Genomic DNA, 23,221 nt, shown 5'->3' with positions numbered 1-23,221 from the left:
ATAGTCATATGAACGGTGACATCGCCAACCGGACTGCGGCCTTCGGGTGATCCGGTCGCCCGCACGAGTGATCGTGGGGGAGGGGGAGGGGGGCGGGGGCGGGGAGGGAGGAGGAGGCCGGGTGCCGGTCGCGGACGCGTCCGGCACCCGAAGGGTCACCTGCCGGGGACGGCCCGGCCCCGTCGGTACAGCAGGGCTCCGCCCGCGAGCAGCGCGGCGCCGACCGCCGAGGCCGCGATCAGGCCCTCGCTGTCCTCGCCCGTCTCCGCCAGGGTCGGGGCCGGTCGGGCGGCGGACGGCGTCCGGTGCGCGGTGCCCGGACGTCCGGCGGGCACCGACTCGGCCGGGGCGTGCGACGGATCGCGGGATCCGTCGGCGGACAGGTCGTACGACAGGTCGTACGACGGGTCGTGGGAGGCGTCGAAGTCGTCGCGGCCGTCCTCCTCGGTTCCGTCCGGTGTCCCGTCCGGTGTCTCGTCGGGCACCTCGTGCGACGGGTCGGCGTCGGCCGACGGATCGTGAGCCGGGGCAGGCCGCGGGGCGTCACCACCGCCGCCCGGCTTCTCGTCGCAGTCCTCGTCGGTGCCCGGCGCGTCCCCGTGGCCCTGCGCCGGCGCCTCGTGCCTCGTGGGCGGCTCCTGCTCGCGCCCGCCGGAGGGAGCGCCGTGCTCCCGCGGTGGCGCCTCGTCGTGCTTCCGCGGTGGCGCCTCGTCGTGCTTCCGCGGTGGCGCCTCGTCGTGCTTCTTCGGCGGCGCCTCGCCGTGCTCCCGCGGCGGCGCCTCGCCGTGCTCCCGCGGCGGCGCCTCGCCGTGCTGCTTCGGCGGGACGTCCTGCTCCTTCCGCCCCTGCTCCGTCCGCCCTTGCTCGTCCCGTCCCTGGCTCTGGGACGAAGCTTGCTGCTCCCGCTCCTCGGGAGGCGGCGCCTCGTGCTCCTCCCGCGGCTCCTCGCGCTCCTTCGCAGGCGTCCCGTGTGCCTGCGGGGGTGTCTCCGGACGTGCCGCCGGACGATGTGCCTCCGGACGACCGGCCTCCGGGGGCCCCTCGTCCCGTCCTCCCGACGCTTCCCCGCGTCCTTCCGCCGGCGTCCCGTGCTCCGCCTCCCCGTTGGCGCAGCCGTTGCCGAACACCGGGTTGAGCAGGGCGATGACGTCGATGGTGTTGCCGCAGACGTTCAGCGGGAGATGCACCGGCAGCTGCGCGCTGTTGCCGGAGAGCACGCCGGGCGAATGCTCGGCAGCCCCCGTCGCGCCCGAGTCCGCGGCAGCCGGACTGCCGTACAGGGACAGGATGCTCGTCGCGGCCGCCGCCGCGACCATTCCCTTGTTCAGGGTCTGTCGCACTCTTCTCGTCTTCCTGGTCGAAGAAGTGGGAAAAGGCCGGCCTCGGAGTCCGTGGTGACGGTCCGAGGCCGGCCATGACACAGCCGGTCGGCTGCTGCGTTACGTCAGTCGGCGACGCACTTGTTGCCGAACACCGGGTTCAGCAGTCCGACGACGTCGATGCTGTTGCCGCACAGGTTCACGGGAACGTGCACGGGAACCTCGATGACATTCCCGGAGATGACACCGGGAGACCCGACAGCGGCACTCTGGACGCCCGCATCGGCGACGGCCGGACCGGCCACGCCCATGGCCATGATCGCGCCGGCGGCGACAGTCGCGCTCTTCTTGAGCATCTCGTCTTTTCCCTTCTTAGCGGTCATGCCTCGATGACGGCCGAAACCGAGCGAGCCCAGCTGGATGACTCGCACCATGACCTGCAGCCTGTAAACGAGGAATAGACAAATCAAGAAACTACGGAACATGTGGCACGAGGGAATTCACTCGAATACTCCGCACCGCACCCGATCGGCGCGTTACGGAACGCCGGTCCGGTGCGCGGCCGCGCCACGGTCCGGCGGCATCCGACCACCCGGCCGGGTGCCGCCAGGGAAGAAGCCCGGGCGGCCGCACGACAACGACGGACCGCCCGGACCGCTCCGGCACAACTCTCAGTCGTCCTCGTGGCTCGACGACAGGATGTCCAGGTCCGCCAGGACCTCCGACAGTGCAGCGTCGCGGTGTGCCGACGTGGTGTTCTCGGCGCACTGCATGTCGTCGTCGGTGGCGATGATCGGGATGTCCTGGACGATGGCGCCGATGTCCTGCAGGCCCACGCACGGCTTGTTCAGCGTTCCCTGGATCAGCGACATCGGCGGGCTCATATCACCCTTGGCCCCCATGTTGCCGAACGACGTCGCGGCGCCGGCGCCGCTGGCCGTTGCCGGGCCGGAGTCGTCGCTGATGGCAAGCGCCTGGGGAGCCGCCGCCACCGACATACCGATGACAGAAGCGGCGGCCGCTGCGGCGACCATTGCCTTCTTGAGCACTTCGCGTTCCTTTCCTCGTAGCGACGCATGTCCTACGGCCTCATCAACCCGGCGCTTCATGATTGGTTGCGGGGGTTCACCCAATCGGCCCGCACCGCACCGGGAACACGTGGAAACGATCGCTCCCGACCGGCACGGGGGAATTCCCCCATCGGCCAACCGGGTGAACGCAAGAAACCAGGTTGCCCCCGTGCAGTTGATCAGAGCGCTCCGTTGACGGGGTTTCTCAGAGAGGACTGGTTCAATGATCAAAAAGGTTATGGCCACGGCGGCCCTGGCCGCCTCCGTCGTAGGGGCCTCTGCCGCCGCGGCTCCGCAGGCGATGGCGGTCGACTACGACATGGGACCGGCCACCGCGAGCGGCAACGCAGCGATGCAGAGTTTCGGCAACATGAGCACGTACGGCAACATGAGCCCGCAGATCGCGCTTATCCAGGGCTCGTTCAACAAGCCGTGCATCGCTATTTCGGACGTGGGTGTGCTCCAGGACATCCCGATCCTCTCCTCCGACGACGACATGCAGTGCACGGAGAACTCCACCATTGCCAAGCGTGACGGCGCGCTGTCGAATGCCTTGAGCGACCTGGGCATCCTCGCGTACGAGGCCGAGAACAATCACTGAGACCGAGCACTGATCCGACGCACGACGGAGCGGGCCGCCGAGGCGTTCGGCGGCCCGCTCCGTCGTGCCTCGCGCCGCTCCGTGCCCCTCGTGCCGCTGCGGAGCCCGGCCGTCACCCGTCCGGCCCAACGGCGAGCGGCCGACCCGCCGGAGAACGCCTGTGCGTAAGAGAATGACGGGAGAGAAGAGGAGAGAAGAAAGGGGGCGGCTCCACGGCACACGGCGGATGGAATGAGAGGTGCGCCATGCCGTCACACAGCGACAGCGCAGCAGTCACATGCCCTTTCGACTTCGGTCAGGGCCTCGACTTCGATCCCTCGCTCACGGACCTCATGGCCCACGGCTCCCTCCCCCGCGTCCGGCTGCCGTACGGCGATGCCGCGGCCTGGCTGGTCACCGGGTTCGAGGAGGTGCGGCAGGTGACCACCGACCACCGGTTCAGCCGGGCCGCGGTGGTGGGGTCCGACTATCCCCGGATGACACCGGAGCCGATCGTCTCCCCGGAGTCGATCAACGTCATCGACCCGCCGGACAGCAGCCGTCTGAGACACCTGGCCGCGCGGGCCTTCACACCCCATCACGTGGAGCGGATGCGGCAGGACATCGTCGCGCTCGCGGACGCCCTCCTCGACGGCATGGCCGGGCAGGGACCGCCGGCCGACCTGGTGCGGCACCTGTCCGACCCGCTGCCCCAGCACACCATCTTCGACGTGCTCGGGATCAGCCGCGACGACCGTCCCGTGCTGCAGGGGTACGCCCACGACCTGCTCGCCACCGGACCGGACAGCGGCCGGACCGCCGCCGCCGCCAAGGCCGAACTGCGGCGGTACTTCGAGGAGCTGGTCCGCCGGCGGCGCCGCTCCCCCGGCACGGACGTGATCAGTGTGCTGGCCACCGCCCCGGAGGGGGCGGACGCGCTCGACGACGCGGAGCTGGCGGTCATGGCGCTGACGCTGATGCTCAGCGGGCAGGACACGGCCACCGTCGAGATCAGCGACATCGTGTACGTCCTCCTCACCCGGCCCGAGGTGATGCGGCACGTCCGGGAGCGGCCCGGGACGCTGCCGGACGTCATCGACGAGCTGCTGCGCGTCATCCCCTTCCGCAAGGGGGTCGGCATCCCCCGGGTGGCGCTGGAGGACGTCGAGCTGGGCGGCGCGCTGATCCGCGCGGGCGACTTCGTGCACGTGTCGTACCTGACCGCCAACCGGGACCCGGAGCACTTCCCGGAGCCGGACGTCATCGCCCCGGACCGGCCCTCCGCCCCGCACATGACCTTCGGCTGGGGCGGGCACCGCTGCATCGGCGCACCGCTGGCCGTGGCGGAGCTGGAGGTGGCCGTCGGGAGGCTGCTGGAGCGGTTCCCCGGCCTGCGCCTCGCGGTGCCGCCGGAGGAGGTGCGCTGGGACACGGAGACGATCCGGCGCTTCCCGCTGGAGCTGCCCGTGGCCTGGTGACCCAGGGGCGGGACCCGGAAGCGGTGCCGCCGGGCCGTCCGCCGCGCCTAGCTGACGATGTCCTTCCGGGCGAACCCGCGGAACGCCAGGGCGAACAGCACGAGCGCGTACGTGACGGATATGGCCGTGCCCGGGATCATCCTGCCCCACTCGAGCTGCGGCTGGACGGCGTCGGTCCAGGCGTACAGCCAGTGCGCGGGCACGAAGTCGCGCCAGTCGCCGAGGGCGGTCACCTCGTCGAGCACCTGGCCGACGATGGTCAGGCCCACCGCGCCGCCGACCGCGCCCAGCGGCGCGTCCGTCCTGGTGGACAGCCAGAACGCGAGCCCGGCGGTGACCAGCTGGGAGACGAAGACGTACACCACCACGACGGCCAGGCGCTGGGCCGCCGTGCCGGTGGACAGCGCCCCGCCGACCGGGAGCTGCAGGGGACCCCAGCCGTAGGCCACGGTGCCGACGACCAGTGCGACGACCGGCAGCAGCACGAACGCGGCCAGGCTGAGACCGAGCGCGACGACGAGCTTGGACCACAGCAGGCGGGCGCGGGGCACGGGTGCCGCGAGCAGGTAGCGCAGCGACGACCAGTTCGCCTCGGAGGCGATCGTGTCCCCGAAGAACAGGGCCACGGGGATGACGAGGAGGAAGCCCGCGGCGGCGAACAGGTTCACCGCCGCGAAGTTGGCTCCCGACACCGTGGCGGTGTCCATCAGGCTCACCCGGTTGCTGTTCCCGCCCGGGGTGCCGCCGACCTGGAAGGCGACGAGGAGGACGACCGGCAGGGCGGCCAGCATCCCGAACATCACGAGCGTGCGCCGCCGTTTCAGCTGCCGTACGAGTTCGACGCGCAGCGGCAGGGTGCGGCCCGGCCGGTAGCCGGAGGCCACCTCGCGCGACTCGGCGAGCGTGCTCATCCGGAACCTCCGATCAGCGTGAGGAAGGCGTCCTCCAGGCGGCGGTGCGGGCCGAGGGACGCGACGGGGACTTCCAGCCGTACGAGCTCGACGAGGAGCCGGGCGGCGGCGGCCGAGTGCAGCACTTCGGCGTCGGTGGCGACGGCCTCGCCGTCCGTGGGGCCGGCCTCGCCGGGTGCCAGCCGTACCAGCAGACCGCCCTGGGCGCGTTCCGCCGAGACGACGCCCGGCAGGGTGGCCACCTTTTCCACCACCGGGTCGGCGACCTCGGAGGCCAGGCCGACGAGCAGGGTGTCGCCCGCGCCGATGATCTCGCGCACGGCCCCGGCCTGGACCAGGCGGCCGCGCTCCATGACCACCAGGTGCGTGCAGGACTGCTCGACCTCGGACAGGAGGTGGCTGGAGACGATGACCGTGCGCCCGCCGGCCGCGTAACGGATCATCACCTCGCGCATCTCGCGGATCTGGGGCGGGTCGAGTCCGTTGGTCGGTTCGTCGAGGATCAGCAGGTCCGGCAGGCCGAGCATGGCCTGGGCGATGGCGAGGCGCTGGCGCATGCCCTGGGAGTAGGTGCGCACCGCGCGGGCCAGCGCGTCGCCGAGGCCCGCGATCTCCAGGGCCTCGTCCAGGTGGGCGTCCTCGGCCGGCCGGCCCGTGGCCCGCCAGTACAGCTCCAGGTTCTCGCGGCCCGACAGGTGGGGCAGGAAGCCCGCGCCCTCCACGAAGGCGCCCACCCGGGACAGCACGGGGGCGCCCGGCCGGATCGCGTGGCCGAAGACGCGGATCTCGCCGCCGTCCGGCCTGATCAGGCCCATCAGCATGCGCAGGGTGGTCGTCTTGCCCGCGCCGTTCGGGCCGAGCAGGCCCAGCACCTGGCCGCGCTCCACGCGGAAGGACAGGTCCTTGACCGCGTACCTGTCGCTGGACTTCGCGTACCGCTTGCTCAGGCCGGTGATCGTCAGCGGGACGTCGGCCAGCTCCGGGTCGGGGGCGGGCGTCGCGGTCCGGCGGCGGCCCGTCAGCAGCAGGGCGAGGGCCACCAGGGCACCGGCCGGCGGCAGCCACCAGACCCACGAGGGCAGCAGCGCGTCCGCCGAGTCGTCGGACAGGGGCGCGGGCACCCGCAGGTCGCCCTTCAGGGAGACCGTGTACGTCGCCGCTGCGGCCGGTGAGGCGTAGCCGAGGTCGGTGGAGGCGAGGACCAGGCGCAGCCGGTGGCCGTCGTCCAGCTCGTGGTCGATGGCCGGGAGGGTGATCGTCACGTCCTTGCCGGCCCTGGCGCCCTCCACCTTGACGGGCTCGACCAGCTGTGCGGGGAGCACCGGCCGGGTGCCGTCGGGGCCGACGTCGTACAGCTTGGCGAAGAGCACGGCGTCGTCGCCGGTGGACTTCACGTGGACGGTCGCCGTGGGCGAGCCGGTGATCTGCAGGTCCTCGGCGAAGGGCGCCGACTCGAAGGCGGCGAACTGGCCGGGGAAGTCGAGGGAGAGGCTGAAGCCCAGCGCGGAGAGCTGGGAGAGGCCGCCGACGCCGCCGAGGCCCGGCAGGGCCGAGATGGCGGGCGGGCTGGCCCCGGCGGGGTTGTCGAAGGTCTGCTCGCGGCCTGCCAGGGCGACGTCGCGCATGCCGCCGCCCAGGCCGGGATACTCGTCCGCGCTCGCACCGGCCAGCGGCACGGTGCCGTCGCTGTCGGCGCGGCCCGCCTCCCGCGAGACCCGGAAGGCGGGGCCGGTGTCGGCGCCCGCGTCGTCCTTGAGGTAGCGGTCGAACCACGCCGTGACCCGGGACCGGACCCGGTCGGTCTCCATGTCGCCGCCGTCGTGGCCGCCCGCGACCCAGTCGACGGCCACGGGGGCGCCGTTCGCGCGGATCGCCTTCGCCGCGGCGTCGGCCTGGCCGAGCGGGAAGAGGGAGTCGGTCTGGCCCTGCAGCAGCAGCGTGGGCACCTTGATGCGATCGCCGACGGCGGAGGGGCTGCGCTCCTTCAGCAGTTCCACCGCCTCCGCGTCCGGGGTGCCGGACTCGGCGACCCGGTCGTACATCTCGCAGATGCGCGCCTCGAAGTCGTCGCAGCCGCCCCCGCTGCTGATGAAGTAGCCGGCCCACAGCTTCTTGAACACACCGTCCGGGAACAGGGCGTCCGCCAGGTCCCAGTACGTGATGGCGGGCGCGATCGCGTCCACCCGCCGGTCGTGTCCGGCGGCCAGCAGGGAGACCGCACCGCCGTACGAGGCGCCGGCGACGCCCACGCGCGGGTCGCCGTCCCCGTCGAGCTGCACCTCGGGGAGCGTCGCCAGCCGGTCGATGAGCCGGGAGACGTCGGCGACCTCGCCCTTGGGGTCGTTGAGCCCGATCTTCCCGGTCGAGTCGCCGAAGCCGCGCGCCGACCAGGTCAGGACCGCGTAACCGGCGCGGGCGAGGCCCTCGGCCTGCTCGCGCACGTCGTCCTTGCTGCCGCCGAAGCCGTGGGCGAGCAGGACGGCCGGGCGGCGGCCGCCGGGACCGGCGGTGAAGTACGACGTGTCGATCTTCACCTCGCCGTCCGTGCCGTCCGTGCGCTCGACGGACATCACCTCGTCGACGCGGCGCACCGTGGGCGCGTCGTCCGAGGCGGTGGCCGTCCACACGCCGGCGCCGGCGAGCACGGCGACGGCGGCGGCCAGCGCGGCGGCCGTCCTGCCCCGCAGCCGCTTCGTCCGGTGGGCAGGGGCGGCTTCCGCCGCGGTCCCGCGTGAACCGGGCAGTCGAAGATCCATGCGTCAACGGTACGGGCACCCACCGACAGCCCGTCAGCCGCCCGTCCGAACCCCCGCTCCGCCTACGGGCGTACACGCCCCGGTCGCGTACTGCGGACGCGGTACGTCCGCCGGGCGGGTGAGCGGGCGGGCGGGTGTGGAGCTCCGGCGCGGGACCGCGGCGGGCGGGGAGTCGTCGCCCGTTCTCCGCTCCTGCCAGGGCGGCGCGGCCCACCGCGCCGGAGACAGCGCGACGTACGGCTGTGCATCAAGGTTTAGCGGCATCCACGGACCCTGTCAATATTTTGTCCGGACATTCGGACCAGGTCTTGACACCCTTCCTCGGCCCCCCGCACGCTGACCGCCATGACGTCGTTGTCACCTCAAGGCTCGCTCTCCCGTATCCGGATCGGTTCGGCCCCCGACTCCTGGGGCGTGTGGTTCCCCGACGATCCCCGGCAGGTTCCCTGGCAGCGCTTCCTGGACGAGGTCGCCGAGTCCGGTTACGAGTGGATCGAGCTCGGCCCGTACGGCTATCTGCCCTCCGACCCGGCCGTGCTGGCCGAGGAGACCGGACGGCGCGGCCTGAAGGTGTCGGCGGGCACCGTCTTCACCGGCCTGCACCACGGTCCGGACGTCTGGGACAGGACCTGGGCGCACGTCTCGGACATCGCCGCGCTCACCCGGGCGATGGGCGCGTCCCACCTCGTCGTCATCCCCTCCTTCTGGCGCGACGACAAGACGGGCGAGGTCCTGGAGCCGGACACGCTGACGGCCGCGCAGTGGCGCCACCTCACCCGGCTGACCGAGCGCCTCGGCCGGGAGGTGCGCGAGCGGTACGGGCTGGAGATCGTCGTCCATCCGCACGCGGACACCCACATCGACAGCGAGGAGAACGTCGCCCGCTTCCTGGACGGCACCGACGCGGACCTCGTCTCCCTGTGCCTGGACACCGGCCACTACGCGTACTGCGGCGGCGACAGCGTCAAGCTGATCGAGACGTACGGGGAACGCATCGGGTACCTGCACCTGAAGCAGGTGGACCCGGAGATCCTCGCCGAGGTGCGGGCGAACGGGATGCCGTTCGGGCCGGCGGTGGCCAAGGGCGTGATGTGCGAACCCCCGGGCGGTGTCCCGGCGCTGGAGCCGGTACTGGCGGCCGCGCAGAAGCTGGACGTCGACCTGTTCGCGATCGTCGAGCAGGACATGTACCCGTGCGAGCCGGACAAGCCGCTGCCGATCGCGCAGCGCACCCGGGCGTTCCTCAGGTCGTGCGGGGCGTGACGTTTCCGCGCGTCAACCGCTCTCCCGCGCGCGTCACCCTCGGCCCCTCTCGCCGATTCGCCACTTCTGTCACAAAGTCAACTCCCTTGTCACGCATGTCACGTTACGGCAGCTCTTGGGTCACATCCGTCCCACAGCGACCCGTCCATGGTCACCGCGTGCCGTTGCGGGGAACAGCCTTGGTGATCGCCGACGCAGCGCCCCGGCTCCACCGACGGCCGGCCCCGGCCGCGACCGCGGCGCGCGCGAGGAGGTGCCCCTCATGACCAACGGCCTCTGGTCCTACAAGGAGATCGCCGCCCACATCCGCGTGCAGCCCGACACCGTGCGCTCCTACCGCAAGCACGGGCTCCTGCCGCCACCCGATCTCGTGGAGGGGGGAAGACCCTTCTGGTACGCGGACACCGTCCGTGCCTGGGTCGCCTCCCGCCCCGGGAACCGCGGGCGCAGAACCGATTGATCGGATCGTCGTTCCGCCCCGGTCGCGCCCCTGCGGCCGGGGCGGCACGCATGACGGTCCCGGCCGGTGCCCGCGGTCAGCTCCACGGCTCGACGACCGTGACGCCCGCCCCGGGCGCCGTACCCATCGCCTCCAGCGCGGCCGGCACCGCGTCCAGGCCGATGACGGACGTGACCAGCAGGTCGGGGCGCAGCACACCGGACCGCACCAGCTCCAGCATGGGCGGGTAGGCGTGGGCCGCCATGCCGTGGCTGCCCAGGAGTTCGAGTTCCAGGGCTGTGGCACGGGCCATGGGGACGGGAGTCGTGCCCGTCTCCGAGGGGAGCAGGCCGACCTGGACGTGGCGGCCCCGGCGGCGCAGGCCGTTCACCGAGGCCGCGCAGGTGGCGGGTGAGCCGAGCGCGTCCAGCGAGAGGTGGGCGCCGCCGCCGGTGAGGTCGCGCACGGCGGCGGCCGTGTCCGGCACCCGCGTGGCGTCCAGGCACTCCGCCGCCCCGAACGTCCGCGCCAGCTCCAGGGCGCGGGGCGAGACGTCGACCGCGACGACGCGCGCGCCGGAGGCCGCCGCGATCATCACCGCGGACAGCCCGACCCCGCCGCAGCCGTGCACGGCCACCCACTGGCCGGCCGCCACCCGGCCCTGGGTGACCACCGCGCGGAACGCCGTGGCGAACCGGCAGCCCAGTGAGGCCGCCGTGCCGGACGCGATCTCCTCCGGCACGGCCACCAGGTTCACGTCGGCGTGCTCCAGGGCGACGTACTCGGCGAAGGACCCCCAGTGCGTGAACCCGGGCTGCGTCTGCCGTTCGCACACCTGCTGGTCCCCCGCCGCACAGGCGGCACAGGTGCCGCAGGCGCAGACGAAGGGCACCGTGACCCGGTCGCCGGGCCGCCACCGCCGGACCCGGTCCCCCACCGCCGCCACCACCCCGGCCAGCTCGTGCCCGGGCACGTGCGGCAGCGTGACGTCCGGGTCGTGGCCCTGCCAGGCGTGCCAGTCGCTGCGGCACAGCCCCGTGGCCTCGACGCGCACCACGACGCCGCGCTCGTCCGGCGCCGGATCGGCGACCTCCCGCACCTGGGCCGGCTCACCGAACCGGTCGAACACCACCGCACGCATACGCCTCGCCCTCACCCTCTCCCGCCACGCGGGAAACACCGCGGAGAACACCGCGGGGAACACCGCGGGGAACACCGCGGACATCACCGTGTCGAACATCCTCCTTGGCCCATACCCCCTAGGGGTATAGTGTGGAGCAGAGGGAAGTGGAAGGAGGGGAACACGGAGGCCCCAGGGCACCGCCCCCCTCCCGCTCACCCGCACCCACACGCACGCGCCGACGAGGAGAACGCCATGACCGGCCAGACCGACACCACCCCGGGTTCCGTCACGACCGTCTACAAGGTGAGCGGGATGAGCTGCGGGCACTGCGAGGGGGCGGTGTCCGGGGAGATCTCCGCGATCCCCGGCGTCAGCTCGGTGAAGGCCGTCGCCGCCACCGGCGAGGTGACCGTCGTGTCCGCCGCGGCCCTCGACGAGGAGGCCGTGCGCGCCGCCGTCGACGAGGCCGGCTTCGAGCTCGTCGGCAAGGCCTGATCCCCGGGCTCCCACCCGCCACCCACGCACCGGGCCGTACCGGCCGGCCCCTCGCCGGTTCCGTACGGCCCGCCCCGTATCCTCCGCATCCGAGGAGCTCCGACATGACCAGTACCCTCACGGAGGCGCCCGCGGACGGGCCCCGCCACCAGGTCGAGCTGACGATCGGCGGGATGACCTGCGCCTCCTGCGCGGCCCGCGTCGAGAAGAAGCTCAACCGCATGGACGGCGTGACCGCCACCGTCAACTACGCGACGGAGAAGGCCAAGGTCGCCTACCCCGAAGGCGTCCAGGTCGCCGATCTGATCGCCACCGTGGTGAGGACGGGCTACACCGCCGAGGAACCCCCGCCGCCCGCTCCCCCGAAGGACGCTCCCGCCACCTCCGCCGCTCCGGACGCCCGCACCGCGGCCGGGGACCATGAGCTCGCCTCGCTGCGGCAGCGGCTCACCGTCTCCGCGCTCCTGGCCGTCCCGGTCGTCCTGCTCTCGATGATCCCGGCCCTCCAGTTCGACAACTGGCAGTGGCTGTCGCTGACGCTGGCCGCGCCCGTCGTGGTCTGGGGCGGGTTCCCCTTCCACCGGGCCGCCGCCACCAACGCCCGGCACGGCGCCGCGACCATGGACACCCTGGTGTCGGTGGGCACGCTCGCCGCCTTCGGCTGGTCCCTGTGGGCCCTGTTCCTCGGGCACGCGGGCATGCCGGGCATGCGGCACGGCTTCGAGCTCACCGTCTCCCGCACGGACGGCTCGTCGGCGATATACCTGGAGGTGGCCGCCGGGGTCGTCACCTTCCTCCTCCTCGGCCGCTACCTGGAGGCCCGCTCCAAGCGGAGCGCGGGCACGGCCCTGCGGGCCCTCCTGGAACTGGGCGCCAAGGACGTGGCGGTGCTGCGGGACGCAGGGACGGGCGTCCGCGAGGTCCGCGTCCCCGTGGCGGACCTGGCCGTCGGCGACCGGTTCGTCGTACGGCCCGGCGAGAAGATCGCCACCGACGGCGTCGTCGTCGAGGGCTCCTCGGCCGTGGACGCGTCCCTGCTGACCGGCGAGTCCGTGCCCGTCGACGTCACGGCCGGGGACACCGTCACGGGCGCCACCGTCAACGCGGGCGGCCGGCTGGTCGTGGAGGCGACCCGGGTCGGCGCGGACACCCAGCTCGCCCGCATGGCGCGGCTGGTGGAGGACGCGCAGAACGGCAAGGCGGAGGTGCAGCGGCTGGCCGACCGCGTCTCGGCCGTCTTCGTGCCGGTGGTCATGCTAGTCGCCGCCGGCACGTTCGGCGGGTGGCTCGGTGTCACCGGGGACCTCGCCGCCGCCTTCACCGCGGCCGTCGCGGTCCTGATCATCGCCTGCCCGTGCGCGCTGGGGCTCGCCACCCCGACCGCGCTGATGGTCGGCACCGGCCGCGGCGCCCAGCTCGGCATCCTCATCAAGGGCCCCGAGGTCCTGGAGTCCACCCGCCGCGTCGACACGGTCGTCCTGGACAAGACCGGCACGGTCACCACCGGCCTCATGACACTCCAGGGTGTGTACGTCGAGGAAGGTTCCGGGAAGGCCGCCGAGAAGGACGTGCTGCGGCTCGCGGGCGCCCTGGAGCACGCCTCCGAGCACCCGATCGCCCGGGCCGTCGCGACGGGCGCGGAGGAACGCGTGGGTGCCCTGCCGCCGGTCGAGGACTTCGTGAACGACCCCGGCCGCGGCGTGCGCGGCCGCGTGGCGGGCCGCGAGGTCGCCGTGGGCCGCCCGGACTCCGCCCCGCTCCCCGAGGCGCTGGCAAGGGCCGTGGAGGCCGCCGGGGCCGCGGGCGAGACGGCCGTCGTCGTCACCGTGGACGGGGCGGCGGCCGGTGTCCTCACGGTCGCCGACGCGGTCAAGGAGACCAGCGCGGAGGCGGTACGGCGACTGCGTGCCCTCGGGCTCACCCCGGTGCTGCTGACCGGGGACGACGAGCAGGTGGCCCGCTCGGTGGCCGCCGCCGTGGGGATCGACGAGGTGATCGCCGAGGTGCTGCCGCAGGACAAGGTGGACGTGGTGCGCCGGCTGCAGGGCGAGGGCCGGAGCGTGGCCATGGTCGGGGACGGGGTCAACGACGCCGCCGCGCTGGCCGCCGCCGACCTGGGGCTCGCCATGGGCACGGGCACGGACGCGGCGATCGAGGCGAGCGACCTGACGCTGGTGCGCGGCGACCTCCGGGTGGCCGCCGACGCGATCCGGCTGGCCCGCAGGACGCTCTCCACCATCAAGGGGAACCTGGTCTGGGCCTTCGGTTACAACGTGGCGGCACTGCCCCTCGCCGCCGCCGGACTGCTGAATCCGATGATCGCCGGTGCCGCCATGGCCTTTTCGTCCGTATTCGTGGTGACCAACAGCCTGCGTCTCAGGGCATTTTCATGACACGGGGACGAAAGTCCCTCTGGAGTCCAACCGCAGCCTCACATAAGCTCTTCACAAGGCTCGCGCATCATCCTTACGCTGGGTCCTCGATCAACACTTGGGGACTTCCGCGTATCTTCAGGGCATACGCACGAGACGCACGTCACAGTGTTGCGGACGTAACCATCGAAGGAGTTCGTGAGTCTAAGTTGGCGATGTCAGGAAGCGTCTTGGGGGGCGCCGACTGACATCTGGGGATGTCTTGGGGGACGTTCCCGGAGATTGCGTTGCCGGGGCACGTGCACCGGGGAGCTTTGAGCGGCCCTCCCGTACGTACGTACCCCGGCAGACCGCAAGGAGTGGGACACGGGGTTCCGCTCCCTGTGTTCGACGCTCAGCGATTCAGGCGCTGGCCCACCAGACGCCCGGCCGGATCCCGTGGGGGGAATCCGCACCGGGACATGGGAAGGCGCCCTGCTCGCCGGCCCGTGGGGGGACCGGTGGCGCAGGGCGCCTTCTGTATTTTTTGTGGCTTGCTCGCCTCCGGGGCGCCGAAGCCTGTGTCGGGAAGGCGAACGTGCTCAACCCTTCGGGCCTGCGCGCGATCGCCTTCCCGACACAGGCGCGCCCCTTCGGCTCGCAAGCCCTCGGGTTGCCGGGAGAGGGAACCCGGGCGTGAAGTGGCCGGCCTGCCGACGGACCACTGGCCGGCCACCTTGTCGCCGTGGCCGGCCAGTGACCGTGGAAGCGCGGAGCGCCTAGCGCTCCTCGACCGGGACGAAGTCCCGCTCGACGACGCCCGTGTAGATCTGGCGCGGACGTCCGATGCGGGAGCCCGGCTCCTTGATCATCTCGTGCCACTGGGCGATCCAGCCCGGCAGCCGGCCGAGGGCGAACAGGACCGTGAACATCTCGGTCGGGAAGCCCATGGCCCGGTAGATCAGACCGGTGTAGAAGTCGACGTTCGGGTAGAGCTTGCGCTCGACGAAGTAGTCGTCGGAGAGCGCGTGCTCCTCCAGCGCCAGGGCGATGTCGAGGAGCTCGTCCGACTTGCCGAGCGCGGAGAGCACGTCGTGCGCGGCGGCCTTGATGATCTTGGCGCGCGGGTCGAAGTTCTTGTAGACCCGGTGGCCGAAGCCCATCAGGCGGACGCCGTCCTCCTTGTTCTTCACCTTGCGGATGAAGGTGTCGACGTCGTTGCCGGAGTCACGGATGCCCTCCAGCATCTCCAGCACCGACTGGTTGGCGCCGCCGTGCAGCGGGCCCCAGAGGGCGGAGATGCCGGCCGAGATCGACGCGAACATGTTCGCCTGGGACGAGCCGACCAGACGGACGGTGGAGGTCGAGCAGTTCTGCTCGTGGTCCGCGTGCAGGATGAGCAGCTTGTCCAGGGCGGAGACGACCACCGGGTCGAGCTCGTACTCCTGCGCCGGCACCGAGAACGTCATGCGCAGGAAGTTCTCGACGTAGCCGAGGTCGTTGCGCGGGTAGACGAAGGGGTGGCCGACCGACTTCTTGTACGCGTACGCCGCGATCGTCGGGAGCTTGGCGAGCAGCCGGATCGTCGACAGGTGACGCTGCGTCTCGTCGAACGGGTTGTGGCTGTCCTGGTAGAACGTCGACAGGGCGCTCACCACGGACGACAGCATCGCCATCGGGTGGGCGTCGCGCGGGAAGCCCTTGAAGAAGTCCTTGACGTCCTCGTGCAGCAGGGTGTGCTGAGTGATGTCGTTCTTGAAGGCCGTCTGCTGGTCGACGGTCGGCAGCTCACCGTTGATCAGCAGGTAGGCGACCTCCAGGAAGGTGGACCGCTCGGCCAGCTGCTCGATCGGGTAGCCGCGGTAGCGGAGGATGCCCTGCTCGCCGTCGAGGTAGGTGATGGCGGATTTATAGGCGGCGGTGTTGCCGTAACCGCTGTCCAGAGTCACCAGACCGGTCTGGGCGCGGAGCTTCCCGATGTCGAAGCCCTTGTCACCGACAGTGCTGTCGACCACCGGGTAGGTGTACTCAGCGTCGCCGAACCGCAGTACTACAGAGTTGTCGCTCACGTCTTCCCTCACCGACATAGTTCCTCATCTTCGAGGTGCCCTGACTGTCTCTACCATCCCCCATTTGGCTCAGGAGAGTGCACTCGGGGTCGACCATTGGGCTCATTGGCGGCACTCAGTGCCGCCAGCCTGCCCATCCTGCCCGCTCCGTTCCAGCCATGGAAGTGCTGTGTGACGTTTCCGACTGGATTGATCGATCAATTTTTCCGAGGGCCGTCCGGACCTTCTTCGTGCCCCTTCCGGACCGCTCTCCCGGGCCGCTCGCACCTCTCCCGGAGCAGGTACCCGGCCTGTCGCGGAGCACGTCCTCAGCCGTCGAGCGAGCGGGGCGCGAGGCGGAAATCGAGCGCTGTGCAGCGCCGCCCGGCCGACATGGTGCGGACCGCCTGGCCGATCGCCCTGCGGGAGCCGACGAGGACGACGAGCTTCTTGGCGCGGGTCACCGCCGTGTAGAGCAGGTTGCGCTGGAGCATCATCCAGGCACCCGTGGTGACCGGGACGACCACCGCCGGGTACTCGCTGCCCTGGGAGCGGTGGATGGTCACCGCGTACGCGTGCGCCAGCTCGTCCAGCTCGTCGAAGTCGTACGGCACCTCCTCGTCCTCGTCGGTCAGGACGGTCAGGCGCTGGTCGACCGGGTCCAGGGCGGTGACCACGCCGACGGTGCCGTTGAAGACGCCGTTCTCGCCCTTCTCGTAGTTGTTGCGGATCTGGGTGACCTTGTCGCCGACGCGGAAGACCCGGCCGCCGAACCGCTTCTCGGGGAGGTCCGGGCGGGCCGGGGTGATGGCCTGCTGGAGCAGGCCGTTGAGGGTGCCCGCGCCCGCGGGGCCCCGGTGCATCGGGGCCAGGACCTGGACGTCGCGGCGCGGGTCGAGGCCGAACTTCGCCGGGATGCGGCGGGCCGCCACGTCGACGGTGAGCCGGCCGGCCTCCTCCGTCTCGTCCTCCACGAAGAGGAAGAAGTCCTTCATGCCGTCGGTGACCGGGTGCTGCCCGGAGTTGATCCGGTGGGCGTTGGTGACCACTCCCGACTGCTGGGCCTGGCGGAAGACGCGGGTGAGGCGGACCGCCGGGACCGGGCTGCCGTCGGCCAGCAGGTCGCGCAGCACCTCGCCGGCGCCGACGCTCGGGAGCTGGTCGACGTCGCCGACGAAGAGCAGGTGGGCGCCCGGGGGCACCGCCTTGACCAGCTTGTTGGCGAGGAGCAGGTCGAGCATGGACGCCTCGTCGACGACCACCAGGTCCGCGTCCAGGGGACGGTCCCGGTCGTAGGCCGCGTCTCCGCCCGGCTTCAGCTCCAGGAGGCGGTGGACCGTGGAGGCCTCGGCGCCCGTGAGCTCGGCGAGGCGCTTGGCGGCGCGGCCCGTGGGCGCGGCCAGCACCACCTTGGCCTTCTTCGCGCGGGCGAGTTCGACGATCGAGCGGACCGTGAAGGACTTGCCGCAGCCGGGGCCGCCGGTCAGCACGGCGACCTTCTCGGTGAGCGCGAGCCGGACCGCCGCCTCCTGCTCGGGCGCCAGCTCCACGCCCGTACGCCCCTTCAGCCAGCCGAGCGCCTTGTCCCAGGCGACGTCACGGAAGCCGGGCATGCGGTTCTCGTCGGTGCGCAGCAGGCGCAGGAGCTGGGCGGAGAGGGAGAGTTCGGCGCGATGGAAGGGGACCAGGTAGACGGCCGTCACCGGGTCGCCGCCGTCGGGGCCGGGGACCTTCTCGCGGACGACGCCCGGCTCCTCGCCCTCCTCCGGGGGCGCGGCGAGTTCCGCGAGGCACTCGATGACCAGGCCCGTGTCCACCTGGAGCAGCTTCACGGCGTCGGCGATGAGCCGCTCCTCCGGGAGGTAGCAGTGGCCCTGGTCCGCGGACTGCGACAGGGCGTACTGCAGGCCGGCCTTGACGCGCTCCGGGCTGTCGTGCGGGATGCCGACGGACTGGGCGATCCTGTCGGCGGTGAGGAAGCCGATGCCCCAGACGTCGGCCGCCAGGCGGTACGGCTGGTTCTTGACCACGGAGATCGAGGCGTCGCCGTACTTCTTGTAGATGCGGACCGCGATGGAGGTGGAGACCTCGACGGTCTGGAGGAAGAGCATGACCTCCTTGATCGCCTTCTGTTCCTCCCAGGCGTCGGCGATCTTCTTGGTGCGCTTGGGGCCGAGGCCGGGGACCTCGATCAGGCGCTTCGGCTCCTCCTCGATGATCTGCAGCGTGTCCAGGCCGAAGTGCCGGGTGATGCGGTCGGCGAAGACCGGGCCGATGCCCTTGACCAGGCCGGAGCCCAGGTAGCGGCGGATGCCCTGGACGGTGGCGGGCAGGACGGTGGTGTAGTTCTCCACCATGAACTGCTTGCCGTACTGCGGGTGGGAGCCCCAGCGGCCCTCCATGCGCAGGGACTCGCCGACCTGGGCGCCGAGCAGCGCGCCGACGACCGTGAGCAGGTCACCGGCGCCGCGGCCGGTGTCGACGCGGGCGACCGTGTAGCCGTTCTCCTCGTTGGCGTACGTGATCCGTTCCAGCACTCCCTCGAGTACGGCCAGGTGTCGCGCCCCGTTCCCCGCCTGCTGATTGGACATGATCCGACGCTACCGCCGAGGTGTGACATCGCGGAGCGGCATCCCCCCACCGCTCGTTCGAGCTCACTTCATCACAATCAGGTTTCGGCGCTCCCGGCACTCTTGCCCCGCGGTCGTGTAATCGATTCCAATCGTCCGTGTAATCGATTCCACGGGTTCACGAGGAGGTGATCCCGATGGCGGGCATCAAGGATGTCGCCGCCGAGGCGGGGGTCTCCGTCGCCACGGTGTCCCGGGTGCTGAACGGCCACCCGTCGGTCAGCCCGGAGGCACGCGCGCGGGTACTGGCCGCCGTCGACACCCTGGGCTACCGCCCCAACGCCGTCGCCCGCTCCCTGCGCACCGACCAGACCCGCGCCCTCGGCCTGGTCATCAGCGACGTGCTCAACCCGTACTTCACCGAACTGGCCCGCGCCGTGGAGGAAGAGGCCCGCGCGCTCGGCTACAGCGTCGTCTTCGGCAACGCCGACGAGCGGCCCGACCTCCAGGACCACCACGTACGGACCCTGCTGGACCGCCGCATCGACGGCCTCCTGGTCTCCCCCACCGACGGCGGCTCCCCGCTGATGCTGGACGCCGCGCGCGCGGGAACACCGATGGTCTTCGTGGACCGGTGGATCCCGGGCGTGGACGTGCCGGTGGTCCGGTCGGACGGGCGGGCGGCCGTACGGGACCTGGTGGCACACCTGCACGGGCTCGGGCACCGGCGGCTCGCGATCATCGCGGGTCCGGCGGCGACCACGACCGGCCGGGAGCGCGTGGAGGCGTTCCGGGAGGCGCTCGCCGCGTACGGTCTCGACCTGCCCGACGCCCGCATCGGCCAGGGCGACTTCCAGGCCGGGAGCGGGCGCCGGGTCACCGAACGGTTCCTGGAGTCGCCCGAGCCGCCCGACGCCGTCTTCGCCGCCGACAACCTGATGGCGCTCGGCGCGCTGGACGCCATCCGCGCGCGCGGGATGCGGGTTCCCGACGACATCGCGCTCGCGGCCTTCGACGACATCCCGTGGTTCGTGCACACCGACCCGCCGATCACCGCGGTCGCCCAGCCGACGGGCGAGCTGGGCCGGGCCGCCGTACGCGCCCTGGTCGACCGCATCGAGGGACGTCACCCGGAGTCCGTCACCCTGCCCGCCCGGCTCGTCGTACGCCGCTCGTGCGGCGAGCCGGCCCCCGCATAGCCCCTCCTCCCCCATCACCGCACAACCCCCGCACAGCCCCGTACGAAGGAGTACGACGTGTCCGACCCCGACGAGGTCCCGCGCGACGACGGACCGCCGCGCGCCGACGCCCCGCGCGCCGGCGCCCCGCACAGTGAGCTGCTGCGCATCGAAGGCATCCGCAAGGCCTTCCCCGGTGTGGTCGCGCTCGACGGTGTCGACTTCGAGCTGCGCCGCGGCGAGGTGCACGTCCTGCTGGGCGAGAACGGCGCGGGCAAGAGCACGCTGATCAAGATGCTGTCCGGTGCCCACCGCCCCGACGCCGGGCGGATCCTCGTCGACGGCGAGGAGGTGCGCATCCAGAACGCGCAGGACTCCGAGCGCCTCGGGATCGCCACGATCTACCAGGAGTTCAACCTGGTCCCCGATCTCACGGTCGCCGAGAACATCTTCCTGGGCCGACAGCCGCGCCGGTTCGGGATGATCGACCGCAAGCGGATGGAGGCCGAGGCGGCCACGCTGCTGGAGCGCGTCGGCGTGCGGGTGTCCCCCCGCGCGCGGGTGCGCGAACTCGGCATCGCCCGGCTCCAGATGGTGGAGATCGCCAAGGCGCTGAGCCTGGACGCGCGCGTGCTGATCATGGACGAGCCGACCGCCGTACTGACCTCGGAGGAGGTCGAGAAGCTCTTCACGATCGTGCGCCGGCTGCGCGAGGACGGCGTCGGCATCGTCTTCATCACGCACCACCTGGAGGAGATCGCCGCCCTGGGCGACCGCGTCACGGTCATCCGGGACGGCAGGAGCGTCGGCCGGGTGCCCGCCGCCACGCCCGAGGACGAGCTCGTCCGTCTCATGGTGGGCCGCTCCATCGAGCAGCAGTACCCCCGTGAACGTGCGGCGGCGGGCGAGGTGTTGCTCAAGGTCGAGGGCCTCACCCGCGACGGCGTCTTCCACGACGTGAGCTTCGAGGTGCGGGCCGGAGAGGTCGTCGGCATCGCGGGCCTCGTGGGGGCCGGCCGTACGGAGGTCGTCCGCGCGGTCTTCGGCGCCGACCCCTACGACAAGGGGACGGTCGAGGTCGCGGGCAGCGCACTGCGCCGCCACGACGTGAACGCGGCCATGGAGGCCGGCATCGGGCTCGTGCCCGAGGACCGCAAGGGCCAGGGCCTCGTCCTGGACGCCTCCGTCGCCGAGAACCTGGGCCTGGTCACCCTGCGCGGGGCGACCCGGGGCGGGTTCGTCGACCTCAAGGGGCAGCGGGAGGCCGCGGCCCGGGTCGCCGGGCAGCTCGGCGTCCGCATGGCCGGGCTCCACCAGCACGTGCGCACCCTGTCCGGCGGCAACCAGCAGAAGGTCGTCATCGGCAAGTGGCTGCTCGCCGACACCAGGATCCTCGTCCTCGACGAGCCGACGCGCGGCATCGACGTCGGCGCCAAGGTCGAGATCTACCAGCTGATCAACGAGCTGACGGCCGCCGGGGCCGCCGTCCTGATGATCTCCAGCGATCTGCCCGAGGTGCTCGGCATGAGCGACCGGGTGCTGGTCATGGCCCAGGGGCGGATCGCGGGCGAGCTGCCCGCCGCCGAGGCCACCCAGGATGCCGTGATGGCGCTCGCCGTCAGCACGCCCACCACCACTACCACTCCTACTACTGACTCCGTGACCGAAGTGGAGGCCCCCCGTGGCCGCTGACACGCTCAAGAGCACGACGGGCGCGACCGGCGCCTCGGGGCTTCGCCGCCTGCTGCTCGACAACGGCGCGCTGACCGCGCTCATCGTCCTCGTCATCGCGATGTCGGCGCTGTCCGGCGACTTCCTGACGGCGGACAACCTGCTGAACATCGGCGTCCAGGCGGCCGTGACCGCCATCCTCGCCTTCGGCGTCACCTTCGTGATCGTCTCCGCTGGCATCGACCTGTCGGTCGGTTCGGTCGCCGCGCTGTCGGCCACCGTCCTCGCCTGGAGCGCCACGTCGGAGGGCGTCCCCGTCTGGCTGGCCGTGATCCTGGCGGTGGCGACCGGCATCGCCTGCGGCCTGGTCAACGGCGTGCTGATCTCGTACGGGAAGCTCCCGCCGTTCATCGCCACGCTCGCCATGCTGTCGGTGGGCCGCGGTCTGTCGCTGGTGATCTCGCAGGGCAGCCCGATCGCGTTCCCCGACTCGGTCTCGCACCTCGGTGACACGCTCGGCGGCTGGCTGCCGGTGCCCGTCCTGGTGATGATCGTCATGGGTGTGATCACGGCCGTGGTCCTGGGCCGTACGTACATCGGCCGCGCCATGTACGCGATCGGTGGCAACGAGGAGGCGGCCCGGCTGTCCGGCCTCCGGGTCAAGCGGCAGAAGCTCGTCATCTACGCGCTGTCCGGGCTGTTCGCCGCCGCCGCGGGCATCGTCCTCGCCTCCCGCCTCTCGTCCGCGCAGCCGCAGGCCGCGCAGGGCTACGAACTGGACGCGATCGCCGCGGTCGTCATCGGCGGCGCCTCGCTCGCGGGCGGCACCGGCAAGGCGTCCGGGACGCTGATCGGCGCGCTGATCCTGGCGGTGCTGCGCAACGGGCTCAACCTCCTGTCCGTGTCCGCGTTCTGGCAGCAGGTCGTCATCGGTGTCGTGATCGCGCTGGCGGTGCTGCTGGACACGGTGCGGCGCAAGGCGGGGGCGACGCCGGCGGCGGCCGGGGCCGGTACGCCCGGCGGCAGGCGGAAGCAGGCGGTCACGTACGTACTCGCGGCGGTGGTCGCCGCGGCGATCGTGGGCGCCATGTCCTTCCTGCACAGCGGCTCCTCCACCGGTAAGTCCGAGCGGATCGGCCTGTCCCTGTCCACCCTCAACAACCCCTTCTTCGTGCAGATCAGGGAGGGCGCGCAGGAGGAGGCCGACAAGCTCGGCGCCGACCTGACGGTCACCGACGCGCAGAACGACGCCTCCCAGCAGGCCAACCAGCTCCAGAACTTCACCAGCTCGGGCGTCGGCGCGATCGTCGTCAACCCGGTGGACTCCGACGCGGCCGGGCCGGCGGTGCGCGGCGCGAACAAGGCGGAGATCCCCGTCGTGGGCGTCGACCGCGGCGTCAACAAGGCGGACACGGCCGCGCTCGTCGCCTCCGACAACGTGGAGGGCGGCCGGCTCGGCGCCGAGGCGCTGGCGGAGAAGCTGGGCGGCAAGGGCACCATCGTCATCCTCCAGGGCCAGGCGGGCACCTCCGCCAGCCGTGAGCGCGGCGCGGGCTTCGCCGAGGGCCTGAAGGCCTACCCGGGCATCAAGGTGGTCGCCAAGCAGCCCGCGGACTTCGACCGCACCAAGGGCCTCGACGTGATGACGAACCTGCTCCAGGCCCACCCCGACATCGACGGTGTCTTCGCCGAGAACGACGAGATGGCCCTCGGCGCGGTCAAGGCGCTGGGCGCGAAGGCCGGGAAGTCCGTCGCCGTCATCGGCTTCGACGGCACGCCCGACGGACTGAAGGCGGTCGCGGACGGCACGCTGTACGCGTCGGTCGCCCAGCAGCCGTCCGAGCTCGGCCGGATCGCCGTCCGCAACGCGCTGAAGGCCGCCGACGGCGAGGAGCTCGACGAGACGGTGATGGTTCCGGTGAAGGTGGTCACGGCGGAGAACGTGGCCGGTTTCACCGGCTGACGTCCG

At 71.9% G+C, this 23,221-nt stretch carries 16 protein-coding genes and 1 pseudogene; 9 read left to right on the top strand and 8 right to left on the bottom strand.

All coding sequences use genetic code 11. The annotated features are described in order from the left end of the window. Positions 1–1,103: 1,103 nt before the first annotated feature. The 3 genes and pseudogenes from IEZ04_RS36235 to IEZ04_RS12850 all read right to left on the bottom strand — a co-directional run. Positions 1,104–1,316, bottom strand: a pseudogene (locus IEZ04_RS36235) (chaplin); the annotation flags it as partial. Between the two features lie 128 nt (positions 1,317–1,444). Further along, positions 1,445–1,702: a chaplin gene (locus tag IEZ04_RS12855; RefSeq protein ID WP_189217148.1), complete on the bottom strand. Its 258-nt coding sequence runs from the start codon at positions 1,700–1,702 to the stop codon at positions 1,445–1,447. A 288-nt stretch (positions 1,703–1,990) separates the two neighbouring features. After that, the gene (locus IEZ04_RS12850; RefSeq protein ID WP_189216926.1) at positions 1,991–2,368 is read right to left on the bottom strand and encodes a rodlin; all 378 of its coding nucleotides are present in this window, start codon (positions 2,366–2,368) and stop codon (positions 1,991–1,993) included. 244 nt (positions 2,369–2,612) lie between these two features. On the opposite strand from IEZ04_RS12850, the gene IEZ04_RS12845 reads away from it, so the two are divergent. Both IEZ04_RS12845 and IEZ04_RS12840 read left to right on the top strand, forming a co-directional pair. Continuing rightward, entirely contained in the window at positions 2,613–2,990 is a 378-nt protein-coding gene (locus IEZ04_RS12845; RefSeq protein WP_189216925.1) for a rodlin, read from the top strand. A 245-nt stretch (positions 2,991–3,235) separates the two neighbouring features. Beyond that, on the top strand, positions 3,236–4,447 hold the full coding sequence (locus tag IEZ04_RS12840) for a cytochrome P450 (RefSeq protein ID WP_189216924.1): 1,212 nt from the start codon (positions 3,236–3,238) through the stop codon (positions 4,445–4,447). A 47-nt stretch (positions 4,448–4,494) separates the two neighbouring features. Here IEZ04_RS12840 and IEZ04_RS12835 read toward each other — a convergent pair whose 3' ends face one another. Both IEZ04_RS12835 and IEZ04_RS12830 read right to left on the bottom strand, forming a co-directional pair. Then, positions 4,495–5,358 carry an ABC transporter permease gene (locus tag IEZ04_RS12835; protein ID WP_189216923.1) on the bottom strand — a complete coding sequence of 288 codons (864 nt, stop codon included), beginning with the start codon at positions 5,356–5,358 and terminating at the stop codon, positions 4,495–4,497. Continuing rightward, positions 5,355–8,114, bottom strand: a complete 2,760-nt coding sequence (locus IEZ04_RS12830; RefSeq protein ID WP_189216922.1) for an alpha/beta fold hydrolase — start codon at positions 8,112–8,114, stop codon at positions 5,355–5,357. Before IEZ04_RS12830 ends, IEZ04_RS12835 begins: the two co-directional genes overlap by 4 nt. Before the next feature lie 345 nt (positions 8,115–8,459). Here IEZ04_RS12830 and IEZ04_RS12825 point away from each other — a divergent pair, with 345 nt between their 5' ends. Beyond that, entirely contained in the window at positions 8,460–9,377 is a 918-nt protein-coding gene (locus tag IEZ04_RS12825) for a sugar phosphate isomerase/epimerase family protein (protein WP_189216921.1), read from the top strand. Between the two features lie 262 nt (positions 9,378–9,639). After that, complete coding sequence (locus IEZ04_RS12820; RefSeq protein ID WP_189216920.1) at positions 9,640–9,837, top strand: helix-turn-helix transcriptional regulator; 198 nt, start codon at positions 9,640–9,642, stop codon at positions 9,835–9,837. A gap of 76 nt (positions 9,838–9,913) precedes the next feature. Here the strand turns inward: IEZ04_RS12820 and IEZ04_RS12815 are convergent, their stop codons facing one another. After that, positions 9,914–10,957 carry a zinc-dependent alcohol dehydrogenase family protein gene (locus IEZ04_RS12815; protein ID WP_189217147.1) on the bottom strand — a complete coding sequence of 348 codons (1,044 nt, stop codon included), beginning with the start codon at positions 10,955–10,957 and terminating at the stop codon, positions 9,914–9,916. A 234-nt stretch (positions 10,958–11,191) separates the two neighbouring features. Between IEZ04_RS12815 and IEZ04_RS12810 the strand changes: the two genes are divergently transcribed. After that, positions 11,192–11,434, top strand: a complete 243-nt coding sequence (locus IEZ04_RS12810; protein WP_189216919.1) for a heavy-metal-associated domain-containing protein — start codon at positions 11,192–11,194, stop codon at positions 11,432–11,434. Between the two features lie 104 nt (positions 11,435–11,538). Then, positions 11,539–13,827, top strand: coding sequence for a heavy metal translocating P-type ATPase (locus IEZ04_RS12805; RefSeq protein ID WP_189216918.1), 2,289 nt, complete (start codon positions 11,539–11,541; stop codon positions 13,825–13,827). 737 nt (positions 13,828–14,564) lie between these two features. Here the strand turns inward: IEZ04_RS12805 and IEZ04_RS12800 are convergent. Together IEZ04_RS12800 and recD2 are read right to left on the bottom strand one after the other, a co-directional pair. Beyond that, entirely contained in the window at positions 14,565–15,854 is a 1,290-nt protein-coding gene (locus IEZ04_RS12800; protein WP_189217146.1) for a citrate synthase, read from the bottom strand. 308 nt (positions 15,855–16,162) lie between these two features. Next, positions 16,163–18,424: an SF1B family DNA helicase RecD2 gene (gene recD2 / locus IEZ04_RS12795; protein WP_189216917.1), complete on the bottom strand. Its 2,262-nt coding sequence runs from the start codon at positions 18,422–18,424 to the stop codon at positions 16,163–16,165. Positions 18,425–18,600: 176 nt separating this feature from the next. Between recD2 and IEZ04_RS12790 the strand changes: the two genes are divergently transcribed. From IEZ04_RS12790 to IEZ04_RS12780, 3 genes are all read left to right on the top strand, one after another. Beyond that, a complete protein-coding gene (locus IEZ04_RS12790) occupies positions 18,601–19,602 on the top strand; it encodes a LacI family DNA-binding transcriptional regulator (protein ID WP_189216916.1) in 1,002 nt (333 codons plus the stop codon). Positions 19,603–19,740: 138 nt separating this feature from the next. After that, positions 19,741–21,273 (top strand): sugar ABC transporter ATP-binding protein, encoded by a 1,533-nt coding sequence (locus IEZ04_RS12785; protein ID WP_189217145.1) that lies wholly within the window; start codon positions 19,741–19,743, stop codon positions 21,271–21,273. Continuing rightward, positions 21,263–23,215, top strand: coding sequence for an ABC transporter permease/substrate-binding protein (locus IEZ04_RS12780; RefSeq protein ID WP_189216915.1), 1,953 nt, complete (start codon positions 21,263–21,265; stop codon positions 23,213–23,215). Before IEZ04_RS12785 ends, IEZ04_RS12780 begins: the two co-directional genes overlap by 11 nt. The last annotated feature ends 6 nt before the right edge of the window (positions 23,216–23,221 follow it).

The organism is Streptomyces ruber (assembly GCF_014648075.1).
GTDB lineage: Bacteria > Actinomycetota > Actinomycetes > Streptomycetales > Streptomycetaceae > Streptomyces > Streptomyces ruber.
Note: the sequence above shows the minus strand (reverse complement) of the source record. Positions and strands in the feature narration are given on the sequence as shown.